This is a genomic window from Panacibacter microcysteis, from assembly GCF_015831355.1.
In the GTDB taxonomy this organism is placed as follows: Bacteria; Bacteroidota; Bacteroidia; order Chitinophagales; family Chitinophagaceae; genus Panacibacter; species Panacibacter microcysteis.
On the sequence record NZ_JADWYR010000001.1, the window covers coordinates 2,485,135 to 2,501,380 of the forward strand.

The 16,246-nt window shown below is 43.0% G+C and carries 16 protein-coding genes; all 16 read left to right on the plus strand.

The genetic code is table 11. The features are described from left to right. Positions 1 to 275: 275 nt before the first annotated feature. Complete coding sequence (locus I5907_RS10115) at positions 276 to 563, plus strand: hypothetical protein (protein ID WP_196990591.1); 288 nt, start codon at positions 276 to 278, stop codon at positions 561 to 563. 1 nt (position 564) lies between these two features. Next, positions 565 to 1,491, plus strand: coding sequence for a PstS family phosphate ABC transporter substrate-binding protein (locus tag I5907_RS10120; RefSeq protein ID WP_196990592.1), 927 nt, complete (start codon positions 565 to 567; stop codon positions 1,489 to 1,491). Between the two features lie 29 nt (positions 1,492 to 1,520). Further along, positions 1,521 to 3,233: a tetratricopeptide repeat protein gene (locus I5907_RS10125; RefSeq protein WP_196990593.1), complete on the plus strand. Its 1,713-nt coding sequence runs from the start codon at positions 1,521 to 1,523 to the stop codon at positions 3,231 to 3,233. 90 nt (positions 3,234 to 3,323) lie between these two features. Continuing rightward, positions 3,324 to 3,725, plus strand: coding sequence for an NADH-quinone oxidoreductase subunit A (locus tag I5907_RS10130; protein ID WP_196990594.1), 402 nt, complete (start codon positions 3,324 to 3,326; stop codon positions 3,723 to 3,725). A 78-nt stretch (positions 3,726 to 3,803) separates the two neighbouring features. Then, on the plus strand, positions 3,804 to 4,394 hold the full coding sequence (locus tag I5907_RS10135; RefSeq protein WP_196990595.1) for an NADH-quinone oxidoreductase subunit B: 591 nt from the start codon (positions 3,804 to 3,806) through the stop codon (positions 4,392 to 4,394). A gap of 192 nt (positions 4,395 to 4,586) precedes the next feature. Next, positions 4,587 to 5,189 carry an NADH-quinone oxidoreductase subunit C gene (locus tag I5907_RS10140; protein WP_196990596.1) on the plus strand — a complete coding sequence of 201 codons (603 nt, stop codon included), beginning with the start codon at positions 4,587 to 4,589 and terminating at the stop codon, positions 5,187 to 5,189. A 106-nt stretch (positions 5,190 to 5,295) separates the two neighbouring features. Next, positions 5,296 to 6,531 carry an NADH-quinone oxidoreductase subunit D gene (locus tag I5907_RS10145; RefSeq protein ID WP_196990597.1) on the plus strand — a complete coding sequence of 412 codons (1,236 nt, stop codon included), beginning with the start codon at positions 5,296 to 5,298 and terminating at the stop codon, positions 6,529 to 6,531. 65 nt (positions 6,532 to 6,596) lie between these two features. Beyond that, on the plus strand, positions 6,597 to 7,097 hold the full coding sequence (locus I5907_RS10150) for an NADH-quinone oxidoreductase subunit NuoE family protein (RefSeq protein WP_196990598.1): 501 nt from the start codon (positions 6,597 to 6,599) through the stop codon (positions 7,095 to 7,097). Between the two features lie 106 nt (positions 7,098 to 7,203). Further along, positions 7,204 to 8,556, plus strand: a complete 1,353-nt coding sequence (nuoF, locus tag I5907_RS10155; RefSeq protein WP_196990599.1) for an NADH-quinone oxidoreductase subunit NuoF — start codon at positions 7,204 to 7,206, stop codon at positions 8,554 to 8,556. A 40-nt stretch (positions 8,557 to 8,596) separates the two neighbouring features. Continuing rightward, positions 8,597 to 9,706 (plus strand): NADH-quinone oxidoreductase subunit G, encoded by a 1,110-nt coding sequence (locus I5907_RS10160; RefSeq protein WP_196990600.1) that lies wholly within the window; start codon positions 8,597 to 8,599, stop codon positions 9,704 to 9,706. A 6-nt stretch (positions 9,707 to 9,712) separates the two neighbouring features. Next, positions 9,713 to 10,756, plus strand: a complete 1,044-nt coding sequence (gene nuoH / locus I5907_RS10165; protein ID WP_196990601.1) for an NADH-quinone oxidoreductase subunit NuoH — start codon at positions 9,713 to 9,715, stop codon at positions 10,754 to 10,756. A gap of 353 nt (positions 10,757 to 11,109) precedes the next feature. Next, positions 11,110 to 11,646, plus strand: a complete 537-nt coding sequence (gene nuoI, locus I5907_RS10170; protein WP_196990602.1) for an NADH-quinone oxidoreductase subunit NuoI — start codon at positions 11,110 to 11,112, stop codon at positions 11,644 to 11,646. Between the two features lie 88 nt (positions 11,647 to 11,734). After that, positions 11,735 to 12,238, plus strand: coding sequence for an NADH-quinone oxidoreductase subunit J family protein (locus I5907_RS10175; protein WP_196990603.1), 504 nt, complete (start codon positions 11,735 to 11,737; stop codon positions 12,236 to 12,238). Between the two features lie 100 nt (positions 12,239 to 12,338). Beyond that, positions 12,339 to 12,674, plus strand: coding sequence for an NADH-quinone oxidoreductase subunit NuoK (nuoK, locus tag I5907_RS10180; protein WP_196991055.1), 336 nt, complete (start codon positions 12,339 to 12,341; stop codon positions 12,672 to 12,674). Positions 12,675 to 12,746: 72 nt separating this feature from the next. Beyond that, positions 12,747 to 14,651, plus strand: a complete 1,905-nt coding sequence (gene nuoL, locus I5907_RS10185; protein ID WP_196990604.1) for an NADH-quinone oxidoreductase subunit L — start codon at positions 12,747 to 12,749, stop codon at positions 14,649 to 14,651. A 153-nt stretch (positions 14,652 to 14,804) separates the two neighbouring features. Next, positions 14,805 to 16,244 (plus strand): complex I subunit 4 family protein, encoded by a 1,440-nt coding sequence (locus tag I5907_RS10190; protein ID WP_196990605.1) that lies wholly within the window; start codon positions 14,805 to 14,807, stop codon positions 16,242 to 16,244. Positions 16,245 to 16,246: the final 2 nt, after the last annotated feature.

Genomic DNA, 16,246 nt, shown 5'->3' on the forward strand with positions numbered 1-16,246 from the left:
TATTTTTATTTATGGATTTTTTGCTGGTTCAGCATCTCTTTCTTAATGTTGGTTGGATTGCTTAATAAACACGCTTGTCTTTCCCCGGAAATAAGTCTGCACACGTGCGCTGGTAAAAGCTGAATTATTTGTTGCCGTACAAGAGTGCGACGCAACAACAGTTAAAAAGCATTCCTGTTGCCGGGTAAACAAACTACTATTCATAAGTTTAAAGGTTGTTAAAATCAGTCAGCATAGTCATTTATCACTTTCATTCATTTTGTAATAAAAGACCGATGAACACAAATAAAAATTATTATATTGCCAACCCTGATCCAAACAAAGAATTAATGGAGAACGATTTCAGAGACAGGCAGCAGAAGAATTACAATACCATGCGCCAGGTGTATAATATTACAATGGGTATATTAATTCTTGGCATTGGGTTGCTGATGTTTTTTAGTGATAAGGTAGGATTAAGCTTGTTTGAACAATTTGACCAGGTACTAATCTATGCATTTGGCGGGTTGTGTTTGTTGTATGGCGGATTTAGATTGTACAGGGGAATCAAGAAAGATGATTAACATGCAAATCAGTAAAAACAGGGTAGTTTTATTTCCGTATCTCATTCTTCTTGCAGTATTGTTTTTTGCATGTAACAATGAGGGTGAAAAGAAAGTGTACGACTCTCCCAAAGAAGGCACCATTTATATCAGTGTAGATGAAAGTTTTGAGCCGGTTATCAGCGAACAGATAAAAGTGTACCAGTCTTCTTACCCTGATGCAAAGATCATAGCAAGTTATAAATCTGAAGCGGATTGTTTTCGTGACCTTCAAAAAGACAGTACAAGAATGATCATAGTGGCAAAGGGTTTAACAGAGGAAGAAAGAAAAATCTATGCAGATAAACTTTCCTTTCCGCCACAGTATGATATTCTTGCTTATGATGCAGTAAGTGCAATTATAAATAAGAACGCGAAAGACAGTGTATTCACATTATCTCAGTTGCATGATTTGCTGAGTGGAAAAGATAGTTCTAAAACTTTGGTTGTTGATGGAAACAATGCCACAAGTACCGTAAGGTACCTCCTCGATTCTGTGTTGAAGGGTAAAAATTTTGGCGCAAATGTAATGGCAGCCAACGGCAGCAAAGCAGTAGTGGATTATGTAGCCAAAAATGAAAACGCATTGGGTTTTGTAGGTTCCAGTTGGGTTACAAACGACCAGGACCCTGAACAATTGGCCTACAGAGAAAAAATACGGTTTGCCTTACTGGAATGTAACAGGAATTGTGATTCCGGAAGTTTTGCAAAGCCAAGTCAGGCCACCATCAGCTACGGGCAGTATCCTTTGGTACGTCCTTTGTATTATATCCTCAAAGAAAAATCAACAGGTCTTGGTACGGGGTTTACCAACTATCTCAATCTTGAAAGAGGTCAGTTGGTTTTCAGAAGAAGTTATCTTGTACCGGCGAAAATGTATTTTAGAATCAGAGCAAGTAATATCGAGTAAACATATAACACCTGAATAAAACGTAGAAAATGAAGAAAACAACTTTAACGCTATTCTCGGTTGTACTGGCAACAGCAATAACGGTTGCTCAAAGTTTGGACGAGGGAATCAAGTTTTTGTATTACCAGCGAAACAAAAGCGCGGTTGAAACATTAGAGAAAGTCGTGGCTTCAAATTCGAAAGATGCCAAAAGTATATATTGGCTGGGCCAGGCTTATATAAACAGTGGAGACCTTGCAAAGGCGAAAGCACTGTATCAAAAGGCATTGACTGATGGTGTGAATGACCCCTATATTTGGGTTGGTTCAGGTCATATTGAGTTATTGGAAAACGGCGATAAAAATGCTGCGCGTCAAAAATTTGACCAGGCCATAACTACTGCCACGCCAACCAAAGGCAAAAACAAAGGCAATCCTGATGCTGACATATTGAACGCTGTTGGCCGTGCAAACGCTGATGGCAGCAGTGCGCAGGGAGATCCATTGTATGCCATTGAAAAATTAAAGCAGGCGCAGACCCTTAACACAACTGATCCAAGTATTGATATTAATTTAGGTATCAGCTATCTTAAATTAGGATCAGATAAGGGGGGCGAAGCGGTGGAAGCATTCATGGATGCCACACGCCGAAACCCGCAGTATGCTGCAGCTTTCTATAGAATAGGCAGAATATACCAGAGTCAAAATAACACAGAGTATATGAACGAGTGGTACGGAAAAGCGATTGCTGCTGATCCAGCATATGCACCAGTGTATCTTACTTATTTTGATTACTATAAAGAAAGAGATGTTAATGCTGCGAAGGAATACCTCGATAAATTTGTAGCCAATGCTGATAAAGATTGCGAAACAGATTATTTCGTAGCAGATTACCTGTATCGTGCAGGTAAAAACCAGGAGTCTATAGCAAAAGCCAAAGAAATGGAAAGCGGCGCATGTAAAGACTATCCAAGAATCAACATCATCTACGCATATAACTATAATAAATTAGGAGACCAGGCATCTGCACAGGCAGCAATTCAAAAATATTTCTCTATTGCAGATACAAATAAAATAGCGCCTACTGATTACGTGATCGCGTCAACTATTTTATCAAAAGACAGTACACAACGTGAAGCTGCAGTCAACTATCTTATTAAAGCATACAATACTGATACAGTTCAGAAAAACAAAATCGGGTATATAGACAGCATCTCCGCAGTTTATAAAAGGGCGAAAGATCATGCGAAAAGATTGGAGTGGGTTTCAAAAAGCTATGCTTTGAATGCTAATCCAACAAACAGGGATATCTACGATTACGGAGAAGCGGCATACATGGCAAAAAATTATCAGCTCGCCGATTCTATGTTCAGGATTTATAAAGACAAATTCCCTGACCAGGTTTATGGCACCATGTGGATTTATAAAACAGCGCAGGCTGCAGATACAACTTTTGAAACGGCTGTACAACCTGCTCTTGATTATATCAGTTTCCTGAAAGCAGATACTGTGAAATACAAAAGCACTTTAGTGCAGGTAAATGGTGCTTTGGCAGGATATTATGCAAACACAAAGAAAGACGCAGATTCTGCTATCTACTATTTGCAGCAGATTCTTGTGTATGATCCAACAAATGCTGACGCTACCAAATATATAGACATCCTGCAAAAAGCGAAAAGCAAATCATCAGGCAGCACCGGTTCCAAATCTGATAAAGAAACTGCCGATAAACCAAAGACCGGTAACGGCGCAGGAAAAAAATAACAATCAAAATGATTAATAAAAACTCCACTTTTAAAGTGGAGTTTTTTTTTGACAGCACATGCCCTTATTTTTGCGGAGCAATTCAATATTATGAGTATTCCCTACTTTCTTTTAGATACACAAGCCACCGGAACCACTTCAGATTATCTGCCGATTGCCATACAATTGATCTTTGCCGTAGGTTTTGTTGCTACCATGATGGTGTTAACACACATGTTTGGTCCTAAAAGAAAGACAAAAGATAAACTCGAAACCTTTGCCAGTGGTATTGAAACGCATGGAGATGCGCGCCAGCCCATGGCTATTAAATATTTCCTTGTAGCAATTCTTTTTGTGTTGTTTGATGTGGAAGTAATTTTCTTCTATCCATATGCTGTTAACTTTAAAAGCCTCGGCTGGACAGGTTTTGTAGAAATACTCCTCTTTGTGGGATTCTTTCTTGTAGGCTTTATTTACATTATTAAGCGCGGTGCACTTAAGTGGGAAGACTAAAGCGAATGTAAAAAACTGGTGCAGTTGAACATTGAGGCATGGATTATGTTTTTACAATAACAAATAACTATCAGAATTATGGCACGTCCCGTAAGATTTAATATACATCCAAAAGAAGTAAACCTGCACGATACCGTAGCAATCTCAGATATGCCGGAAGGTATGCAGGGCGATGGCTTCTTTGCAACAAAGCTGGAAAGCGTGGTTGGCCTGGCGAGAAAGAACTCCATATGGCCGCTGCCCTTCGCCACTTCCTGTTGCGGCATTGAATTTATGGCAACAATGGGTTCTCATTACGATTTGTCGCGTTTTGGTTCTGAGCGTCTTGGTTTTACCCCGCGCCAGTGCGATCTGCTGATGGTAATGGGCACAATTGCCAAAAAAATGGCACCTGTTCTAAGACAGGTTTACCTGCAAATGGCAGAGCCACGCTGGGTGTTGGCGGTAGGCGCCTGCGCATCGTCCGGCGGTATATTCGATTCTTATAGTGTGTTGCAGGGTATAGACCAGGTAATACCGGTTGATGTTTATGTGCCGGGTTGCCCGCCACGCCCCGAAGCTATCCTGGATGGCTTCATGCGTATACAGGATCTTGTGCACAACGAGAGCCTGCGCCGCCGAAACAGTGAGCATTATAAAGCATTGCTCAACAGTTACGGAATAGAGTAAATTTTGTTACCGGCTGCGGCGCAAATGGCATCGCCTGTTGTGTCACTCACTTGTGCGTTCCTTTTTATGGCGGCTGCAGCGATCTTTTTCTGTAACAATGTAAGAGATCGGGTGTTGTAACAACAGAGTGCGTGAAGCTGGTCTTTATGAAAGAAAACATAACCTTTTGCTTTTAGAGCAGGGATTTAGCATATGAGTTTAACAAACGATATTATCAGGGAAAAACTAACTGCCCGCTTCGGAGAACAGTTAACCAACGTGGAGGAACCTTACGGCATGCTCACATTCGAGGCTCCCAAAGCTTTGAACGTGGAGTTGCTGCGTTTTCTTTTTGATGATGAAACGCTTCGCTTTCAGTTCCTCACAGATCTTACAGCAGTTCATTATCCTGATCTCAAAGGCAGGGAACTGGCCGTTGTTTATCACCTGCATAATCTTTACGATAATATCCGCATTCGGTTTAAAGTATTTACTGATATCAATACACCGGATGTTTTATCTGCAACGGCAGTATACGAATCAGCCAACTGGATGGAGAGAGAAACATACGACTTTTACGGAATCAATTTTGTTGGCCACCCCAACTTAAAAAGAATTCTGAATGTAGATGAGATGGATTACTTTCCTATGCGCAAAGAATATCCATTGGAAGACCAGACAAGGATAGACAAAGACGATGAAATGTTTGGGCGGGGCGGTTCGTTTGGTTTTGGTACCGCAACCGCAGCGCAGGCAGCAGCAGCCACGATTGCAGAAGAAGAGAAGACAAGACCGACAGGCAGCGATATTTTGTAAGGTTGGTTGTGCACTTGCCCAATAGAGAACAGAAAGTACAAGTGAGTGACACAACAAAAGCTTAATAGAAATTCAATTGCTCAATACATAAAAATATAAGACAGTAATGTCTGATCAACTTACAACAAGTCACGTAAAACTTCCCGAAGGTTCCATAGAAAAGCAAACGACCACGCTTAATCTTGGGCCTACGCATCCTGCTACACACGGGGTTTTTCAAAATATTATTGAGGTAGATGGTGAGCGTATTGTTTCTGCTGAACAAACGGTTGGCTACATACACCGTGCGTTTGAGAAAATTGCAGAGCGCAGGCCATTATACCAGGTTACACCGCTTACAGACAGGTTAAACTATTGCAGCGCACCTATTAACAATATGGGCTGGCACCTTACCTGCGAGAAATTGCTGGGTGTAAAAACGCCAAAAAGGGTAGATTACCTGCGTGTGATCATTATGGAACTGGCGCGTATTGCAGATCACCTGATCTGTAATTCCATTGTAGGGGTAGATTCCGGTGCGCTGTCAGTATTTCTGTACGTAATGCAGTACCGCGAGTTGATTTACGAGATATACGAAGAAGTTTGCGGTTCGCGGCTTACCACGAATATTGGCCGCATCGGTGGTTTTGAACGCAACTTTAGCAACGCAGCATTTACAAAGCTGGAAAAGTTTTTAGATGAGTACCCTAAAGTGCTGAAAGAATTTGAAAGCCTGCTTACGCGTAACCGCATCTTCATGGAGCGTACAATTGGTGCAGGCCCTATAAGTGCTGAAAGAGCATTGAATTATGGATTCACAGGCCCTAACCTTAGAGCCGCCGGTGTAGACTATGATGTTCGTGTGCACAACCCGTACAGCAGTTACGAAGATTTTCAGTTTGATATTCCTGTTGGTAAAACAGGCGACACCTATGACAGGTTTCTTGTCAGAAACCTGGAAATGTGGGAGAGCATGAGCATTATTACACAGGCTTACCAGAAAATACAGGAATTTAAGGGTGCAGAGGCTGAGGTTTTCCATGCCGAGTTACCGGAGTATTACCTGCCTGATAAAAAAGATGTTTACACCAAGATGGAAGCACTTATTTATCACTTCAAGATCATTATGGGAGAAACAGAGATTCCAAAGGGCGAAGTATATAACAGCGTAGAAGGTGCAAACGGGGAACTTGGTTTTTACCTGATCAGTGATGGTGGCAGGGCTGCATACAGGCTGCATTTCAGAAGACCATGTTTTATTTATTACCAGGCATTCTCTGAAATGACTAAAAACAGTATGCTGAGTGATGCAATATTAACCATGAGCAGTTTGAACCTGATTGCAGGTGAAATGGACGCATAAAAATTCTAAACAACAGTAAAAAGCCAAAACGTTATTTGATTTTTTACTTTCGACTTCTTACTTATATGGCACAGTTTTCAGAAACGCAGATGGCAGAATTTAACAGGCTGGTGGCCCGTTACCCGGAAGGAAAGCAAAAAAGTGCTTTACTGCCTGTATTGCATTTGGCCCAGGAAAGTTTTGGTGGCTGGCTCAGTTCAGAGGTAATGGATTATGTAGCTTCCCTGCTAAATATTAAGCCAATCGAAGTGTATGAAGTAGCAACATTTTACAGCATGTACAACTTGAAGCCTGTGGGCAAATACATGTTCGAGGTTTGCCAGACAGGCCCATGTATGTTGCGGGGGAGTGACGACATCATTGCATATATAGGAGAAAAACTGGGTATAAAGCCCGGTGAAACAACGACAGATGGCTTGTTTACGCTTAAGACCGTTGAATGCCTGGGTGCATGCGGCTACGCGCCAATGATGCAGATGGGTAAATATTATCGTGAACACCTGACCAAAGAAAAAGTTGATGCCATCATTAATGAATGCAGACAGCACGCTGCAGTGAATAATTAGTGCAGGAAAGCGGTCTTTGCAGATGGGCCCGAAAATTAATACTGCGCAGCCAGCAGATAAAATTAAAGCTGAAAGCACAAAGCTGAATGCCGAAAGCTAATACAATATGTCAGTAAAATTATTATTAGAGAAAGCACATGTAGACGGGATACGCTCTTACGATGTTTACCGTAGAGAAGGGGGCTATCGCAGTGTGGAGAAGGCTTTGAAAACAATGAGCCCTGAAGCCATTGTGGAAGAAGTGAAGAAAAGCGGCTTGCGTGGCCGCGGTGGTGCAGGTTTTCCTACAGGTATGAAATGGAGCTTTATTGCTAAACCGGAAGGCGTTCCCCGCCACCTGGTTTGTAACGCAGATGAGAGTGAGCCGGGAACTTTCAAAGACAGGTATTTGATGGAATTCCTGCCGCACCTTTTAATAGAAGGATTAATTGTTTCCTCTTTTGCATTGGGTAGTAATGCTACTTACATCTACATACGCGGCGAGTACGCATGGATTGTTGATATACTTGAGCAAGCAATTACAGAAGCCAACCACAACGGATGGCTGGGTAAAAATATATTGGGCACAGGCTTCGACTGCCAGATCTACGTACAGCGCGGTGCAGGTGCATACATATGCGGAGAAGAGACCGCACTCATTGAATCGCTGGAAGGTAAACGCGGCAATCCAAGAATTAAGCCTCCTTTTCCTGCTGTGAAGGGTGTATGGGACAGGCCGACTGTAGTAAACAATGTAGAAACACTTGCTGCTGTAGTGCCGATCATTAACATGGGTGGTGAAGAGTATGCAAAAATAGGGGTGGGCAGATCAACAGGTACAAAACTGATCTCAGCGTGTGGTAACCTGAATAAACCGGGCGTGTACGAGATAGATATGACGATCTCGGTAGAAGAGTTTATTTATTCTGATACCTATTGTGGGGGTATAGCTAACGGTAAGAAGCTAAAGGCCTGTATTCCCGGCGGCTCATCAGTACCTATATTACCGGCCAGTCTTTTATTGAAAACAGCGAAAGGAGAAACGCGTTACATGAACTACGAAAGCTTAAGTGATGGTGGTTTTGCAACCGGCAGCATGATGGGTTCCGGTGGTTTCATAGTGTTGGATGAGGACCAGTGTGTAGTGCGCCATACCTTAACGCTGGCAAGGTTTTACCGTCATGAAAGTTGTGGTCAATGTTCTCCCTGCCGGGAAGGCACCGGTTGGATGGAAAAGATATTGCACAACATTGAATACGGCAAAGGTAAAATGACCGATATCGACTTACTCTGGGATATACAAAGTAAGATTGAAGGTAATACGATCTGTCCTTTGGGAGATGCTGCTGCATGGCCTGTAGCTGCTGCCATCAGGCATTTCCGTGATGAATTTGAATGGCATGTGTTGAACCCGGAAGAAAGCATGCGCCGCAACTACGGGCTTGCTCACTATGCTGATGAAAGAGCTGTAGTTGCATAGTATTTCCGACTTTTTAATTTCGAATTTTTGACTTCTATATATGTCAGACCAACTATTTAAAGTAACAATTGATAATATTACCGTAGAGGTAGCGCCAGGCACTTCCATTCTGCAGGCTGCACGCCAGATTGGTGGCGAGGTAGCGCCTCCGGCCATGTGCTTTTACTCCAAACTAAAAGGTAGTGGCGGCAAGTGTCGCACCTGCCTTGTTGAGGTGTCTAAGGGCAGTGAGAAAGATCCGCGTCCCATGCCAAAACTGGTAGCCAGTTGCCGCACTACGGTGATGGATGGTATGGAGGTTAAAAATATTACCTCTCAAAGGGTTATTGAAGCAAGAGCCGGTGTAGTAGAGTTCCTGTTGTTGAATCATCCGCTTGATTGCCCTATCTGCGACCAGGCGGGCGAATGTCATCTCCAGGATCTCGGGTATGAACATGGTAAAGCCGGTACACGTTACGAATTTCAGCGAAGAACTTTTCATAAAGTAGACCTGGGCGACAAGATACAACTGCATATGACCCGTTGCATATTATGCTACCGGTGTGTATTTACGGCAGACCAGTTAACAGACTCCAGGGAGCATGGTGTGCTTGACAGGGGAGATCATGCGCAGATCGCGACTTTTATTGAGAAGAATCTCGATAATGAATTTATAGGTAATGTAATAGATGTTTGTCCCGTGGGTGCATTAACCGATAAAACATTCCGTTTTAAAAACCGCGTGTGGTTTACCAAACCGGTAGATGCACACAGAGATTGCCCAACCTGTTGCGGCGAAGTGCAGTTATGGATGCGTGGCGACGAAGTTTTCCGTGTAACCGCACGTAAAGATGAATGGGGCGAAATAACAGAAAGCAGTAAAGGCTCTACGGGGTGGATCTGCAATACCTGCCGCTTTGATAAAAAACATATCAGCGACTGGACGATTGAAGGCCCAACCAAAATAAGCCGGCATTCGGTTATTTCGCAGGGGCATTATGTAAATACTGTAAAACCTGCAGAAACAATAGAAAGGGTAATGGATGGCAGAAAGCCGCGCTTGTTTATGGATATTCATAAAGTAAGTGAAGTAAATAAGCCTGCGATTGAGTTAAGCCTGATCAACGGGCCGGCTACCAGTGATACCTTTAACGCAAACAAAAACGATTAACTGATCATGACACTGCTTACTATAGACTGGGGCCTGGTAATTGAAAAGCTGGTATTGATAGCCATCATCATCACCGCATCACTTGTTATAGCCATGTATGCAACCTACGGAGAGCGTAAAGTAGCAGCCTGGATGCAGGATCGCCGTGGCCCAAACCGCGCCGGTCCTTTTGGTCTTTTGCAACCACTGGCAGACGGTTTAAAATTGTTCTTCAAAGAAGAGATCATTCCGAATACTTCGAACAAACTGTTATTCATTCTCGGCCCGTCCCTTGCCATGCTTACAGCAATGATGACCTGTGCAGTTGTGCCGTGGGGCGATCATATTGAATTGTTCGACAGGAAAATCAACCTGCAGATAGCCGATATTAATGTAGCCATTCTTTACATTTTTGCTGTGGTAAGCCTTGGAGTATATGGAATAATGATTGGTGGCTGGGCTTCTAACAATAAGTTTTCATTAATGGCTGCCATGCGTGGCGCAAGCCAGGTGATCAGCTATGAATTACCCATGGGTCTTTCGCTGATTGCGTTGCTCATGATCACAGGCTCACTCAGCCTTAGGGAAATGGTAGACACACAAATTGCAGGCCACTGGAACATATTGTACCAGCCTATAGGTTTCCTGATATTCTTTGTTTGCGCACTGGCAGAGTGTAACCGTGCACCGTTCGATTTACCCGAAGCAGAGAATGAATTGAACATGGGTTATCACCAGGAGTATTCATCTATGAAACTGGGGTTCTATCTTTTTGCGGAATACATCAATATGTTCATCAGCAGCGCAATTATGGCTACGTTATTTTTTGGCGGGTACGATGTGCCTTTCCTTGATGAAAGCACCTTATCACCAAATATTGCAGCCGTTATTGGCATAGCAGCGTTTCTGCTCAAGATTTTCATTTTCATTTTCGTATTTATGTGGATCAGGTGGACGTTGCCGCGCTTTCGTTACGACCAGTTGATGAACCTTGGGTGGAAGGGATTGATACCACTGGCTTTGGCAAACCTTATTATTACCGGCGCAGTAGTGCTGTACCTGCAACAATAATGGTGAGCCGGGCTGCAGTATAAGTATTAAGCTGCCGTTGCGTCGCACTCTTCAACAGTTGGAATATAATTGGGCTGGTGCGAAGATGGAAGCAGCAAATGTGCCGGTTACGAAACATGCTTTATTGATGAAATGTATGAACTCGGAAGAAGCCAGGTAAAACGGATCGCTGCAGTCGCCATAAAAGCAGAAAGCACAAGTGAGTGACACAACAGGCGATGCCACAGCGTACAAATGACGGCTACCAAATAAAACAGTACGTGTGTAACAGATAAAATTGGCAGCTATAGTTTATAAAAATATTTTTGCAAACCTTTAGCCGGCGCTTACAGCAATGGCACCACATAAAACATATGCAACCATTAACCAATAGAGTAAAGGAAGTAGACAGGAAGCCGATGACGCTGGGAGAGAAGATTTACCTGCCGGCAGTGCTGAAAGGTATGTCCATTACTTTTAAGCACATGTTTAAGAAAAGGCCTACCATAAATTATCCTGAAGAAACAAGACCATTTAGTCCTGTATTTCGCGGATTACACGTGCTGAACAGGGACGAAGAAGGAAGAGAACGTTGTACAGCGTGCGGTTTGTGTGCTGTAGCATGCCCTGCAGAAGCAATTACAATGGAAGGTGCGGAACGCAAGGCCGGGGAAGAAAACCTGTACAGGGAAGAGAAGTATGCAGCCAAGTACGAGATCAACATGCTGCGTTGCATATTTTGCGGATTGTGTGAGGAGGCCTGCCCGAAAGATGCTATTTACCTGAGTGAAACTTTTGCACCTGCCAGCTATGCCCGTAAAGGGTTTATTTACGGAAAAGACGATTTGCTTATTCCCGATCCTAAAACACAGCCGGAAGAATTTGCAAAAGCAAGGGGTGAGAGACTATAACCTGGATTAGCAATAATCTGAACGTTTGATATAACCTGCAGATTTTAGGATTGTCAGATATTCAGATGGTCAAATTGATGAATTATACATGAGTACTACTGAAATATTATTTTGGGTCTTAAGTGTTCTGGCATTGTTTAGTGCAATAATGGTGCTTGTAAGTAAAAACCCCATCCATAGTGTTTTATGGCTGATTGTTGTATTCTTTGCCATATCCGGTCATTACCTTCTTTTAAATGCACAGTTCCTGGCTATTGTAAACATGATCGTTTATGCCGGTGCAATCATGGTATTGTTCCTGTTTGTGATCATGTTGATGAACCTGAATAAAGAAACGGAACCCCAGCGTAATATCTGGATGAAGTTCTTTGGCGTAGTATCAGGCGGATTATTGTTCACAGTGCTGGTATCTGCCTTGCGTTCATCGCAGGATATGATCGGCAAAACGGTAGAAACAAATTCCGGCGATGCCGGTCTTATCGAAAATCTTGGAAAAGTATTGTTTACAGAATATGCATTGCCATTTGAAATAAGCAGTGTTTTGTTTTTAAGTGCAATGGTTGGTGCAGTGGTTATTGGTAAGAAAGATTAAGCAATTGCACCAGGGGTGTACCATGCATAATCTTTTCAGTAGCAGGAATTCTCAACTTTTTATCATAAACTTTCCCCTGGTGGGGAGACGGAGGCAGCAAATGTCAATTCAGTATTACGTAGCATTAGCGGCATGTTTATTTTGTATAGGTGTAGCGGGGGTACTAACGCGCCGCAATGCCATTATCATTTTTATGTGCATAGAATTAATGCTGAATGCTGTTAACCTGATGTTGGTAGCATTTTCTAAAATGAGTCCTGCGGTTGCTGCCGTAAACAGTTCTATGGGTGCAGCAGGTACAGATGCTCAGTTGTTTGTGTTCTTCATAATGGTGGTTGCGGCTGCAGAAGTAAGTGTTGGATTGGCCATTATTGTAATGATGTACAGGAATATTCATTCTGTTGATATTAATTTTTTAAACAGGTTAAAGAATTAGGCCTGCATTGCCGGAAGGCGGATTTTATTTTAAAACACTTATAAATATTACCCGTAAAAGGGTTTGGGGCTTATGGATAATTTAGTTTACCTGGTACCATTATTTCCTTTGCTAGGTTTTTTGATCAACGGTCTTTTCAGGAAATCGTTGTCGAAAGGCGCAATCGGTATAATCGGCAGTGGTTCTATTCTTCTTTCCTTTATCGTAAGTGTAGTATTATTTTCCGAGGTAAGATCAGGCGGCGGTTTCGTTAGCAACCTTTTCGATTTTATCAATGTGGCAGACTTCCAGATCCCGTTTGCATTCCAGGTAGATGCCTTGTCTGCGTTATTCCTGCTTATTATTACAGGCATCGGTTTTTTAATACACCTGTACTCCACCTCGTATATGCATGATGAACCTGCAGAGCATTTTGGCAGGTACTTCGCATACCTCAACCTCTTTGTATTCTCCATGCTGCTGCTGGTACTTGGTGCCAACTATGTTATCATGTTTATAGGTTGGGAAGGCGTGGGGCTTTGTTCTTACCTGCTGATTGGTTTCTGGTTTAAGAATAACAACTATAACTACGCTGCCAAAAAAGCCTTTGTAATGAACCGTATTGGTGATCTTGGTTTTTTACTGGCTATTTTCTGGCTGCTGAATAAACTGGGTACTGCTACATACAGTGAAGTGTTTGATCTTGCAGATACCCTTAGCCCGGGTGATGTAACCGCCATAACGCTGCTGTTCTTTGTAGGCGCTATGGGTAAAAGTGCTCAAATTCCTCTATACACATGGTTACCCGATGCAATGGCTGGTCCTACCCCTGTTTCCGCCCTCATCCACGCCGCAACAATGGTTACAGCTGGTATATACATGATTGCAAGAAGTAATGTCTTATACTCTCTTAGCGAACTTACACAAACCGTAGTTGCGGTTGTGGGTCTTGCAACGGCTATATTATCTGCAACGATTGCGCTATACCAGAACGATATTAAAAAAGTACTCGCCTATTCCACGGTAAGCCAGCTTGGTTTTATGTTTCTTGCGCTGGGCGTAGGTGCTTACACAACAGGCGTCTTTCATGTCATGACGCATGCCTTCTTCAAGGCTTTGATGTTTCTTGGAGCAGGTTCTGTAATACACGCAATGGGCGGGGAGCAGGATATTACCAAAATGGGCGGTCTAAGCAAAAAATTGCCTGTTACCACCTGGACTTTCGTAATCGGAGTTCTTGCTATTGCAGGTTTTCCTTTCACGTCAGGCTTTGCTTCAAAAGATGAAATACTGATAGCAACGTACGCACACAGCCCGGTTTTGTTTTACCTGGCCTGTTTTGCTGCATTGCTCACTATGATATATATGTTCCGCCTGATGATGCTTGTTTTCTTCGGCGGCTTCAGGGGCACGCATGAGCAGGAGCATCATCTGCACGAATCACCCAGACCAATGACTATTCCGCTGGTTATATTGGCCATACTGTCTTTGGTTGGTGGCGCTATTCAATTCCCCGAAATGTTTGGCGGTCACCCTTTTTTCAATGAATATCTTTCACCGGTGGTACCTGCAGAGGCACACGAGATTGAAAATATCCATACAGTTGAATGGGCGCTTTTTGGCGGTACTGTGGTAGCGTTGATTGTTGTGTATGCAGCCGCACGTAAGTTCTTTGCGGTAAAGGCATTCGATGGCACTTATACCGGCATCAAAAAAGTGCTGGCAGACAAGTGGTATATCGATGAGTTGTATGATGCAATTATCGTAAAACCTTTGAACGCACTGGCCGGCTTTCTAAAATCTGGCATAGAGAAATTTATCGATGGCATTGTAAACGGTACAGGCAGGTTTGTAAATTATTCATCAAGACAACTGAGGCTGTTGCAAAGTGGCCAGGTGGGCAGTTATGTATTATTCATGGTATTGTCTATTGTAGTATTGTTTATTGTCTTCTGGCATCAGCAGGAGATCGTTGGTTTTTTACAGAAGATTTTTTAGTAACCAGCTGCATTGCTACTATGTAGCTTCGGTTGTGTCACTCACTTGTACGGTTGGTTCAATACCCGGCAAGTGCCACGTTCGCCAAGGCATTCACAACTGTTTGCGGTGGCTGGCAGCAGGCAATAAAACTACAAGCGTAAAGCAAAAGATATGATCGCATTATTACTGATATTAATTCCTTTGGCTGGCGGTTTATTGACTTTCTTCACCAAAAGTGAAAGAGACGCAAAAAGCCTGTCGCTTTTTACAGCCATCATCACACTGGCTGTTGCTTTTGCAGGTGTGTACGACTTGTTAGGCGTTGAAAAAAATACTTTCAATACTTCCTGGTTGTCTTTTATAGGGGCAAGGTTTAGTATTGGTCTCGATGGTATGGGGAAAATGCTTTGCCTGCTTACAGCAATTGCCTTTCCGCTGGTATTTGGGGCCGTGTATGACAATACCTATAAAAAGGCAGGTACTTTTTACGGGCTTATGCTTTTGATGCAAACAGGCCTGATGGGCGTGTTTCTCGCTACAGACATGTTGCTCTTCTACTTTTTTTGGGAGATTGTTTTAATACCCGCTTATTTCCTTTGCTCAGGCTGGGGCGGAGAAAAGCGTATAGCCGTTACATTCAAATTTTTCGTGTATACTTTCCTCGGTTCTCTGCTGATGCTGGTAGGTATATTATACCTGTATTATAAGAACCCGGAACATTCATTTGCGCTGCAATCCTTTTATAAGATCAGGCTGTCTGCCGGCGAAGAAAACTTTGCATTTTGGTTATTCTTTATTGCTTTTGCCATCAAAATGCCCATATTTCCATTCCATACATGGCAACCAGATACATATGAGCAGGCGCCTACGGCAGTCACTATGATACTGAGCGGCGTAATGGTCAAGATGGGTATATTCGCTGTTATCCGCTGGCTGGTACCTGTATTCCCAAATGCTACCGTTCACTTTAGCAGTCTTATTATCATTCTGAGCGTAACAGGCATGTTGTACGCGTCATTGATCGCTATCCGCCAGGATGATCTCAAGCGGTTGATCGCCTATTCTTCTATTGCGCACATTGGTTTAATGTGTGCTGCTATCTTTTCAAACCAGCAGGTGGGTATGCAGGGCGTAATAATACAAATGTTTAACCACGGCGTTAATGTCATTGGTTTGTGGATAGTGGCAGACGCCATCGAAACACAGTTGGGTACGCGTAAATTCAGCGAATTGGGAGGTCTTGCACAGAAAGCACCCGCACTGGCTGTTTTACTGGTAGTAATGGCATTGGCCAATATTGCGTTACCACTTACCAATGCTTTTGTGGGCGAGTTTATGATGTTTAACGGGTTATTCAGGTACAATATATGGATGGCCGCAATAAGCGGTGTCAGCATTATCCTTGCAGCCGTTTATACACTCAATATGATTCAGAAGACATTTTATGGAAACACTTCAATCGTTACTGACGGGGCGGTGGAAGTCTCCAATGGCGTAAAGATTATGCTGGTAATACTGGTTATTGTCGTGATTGTGCTCGGTGTATATCCGCAGCCAATGCTGCAATTAACAAATGATGCTGTGCAGGCAGCTTTAGCGGGTTTAAAGTAATA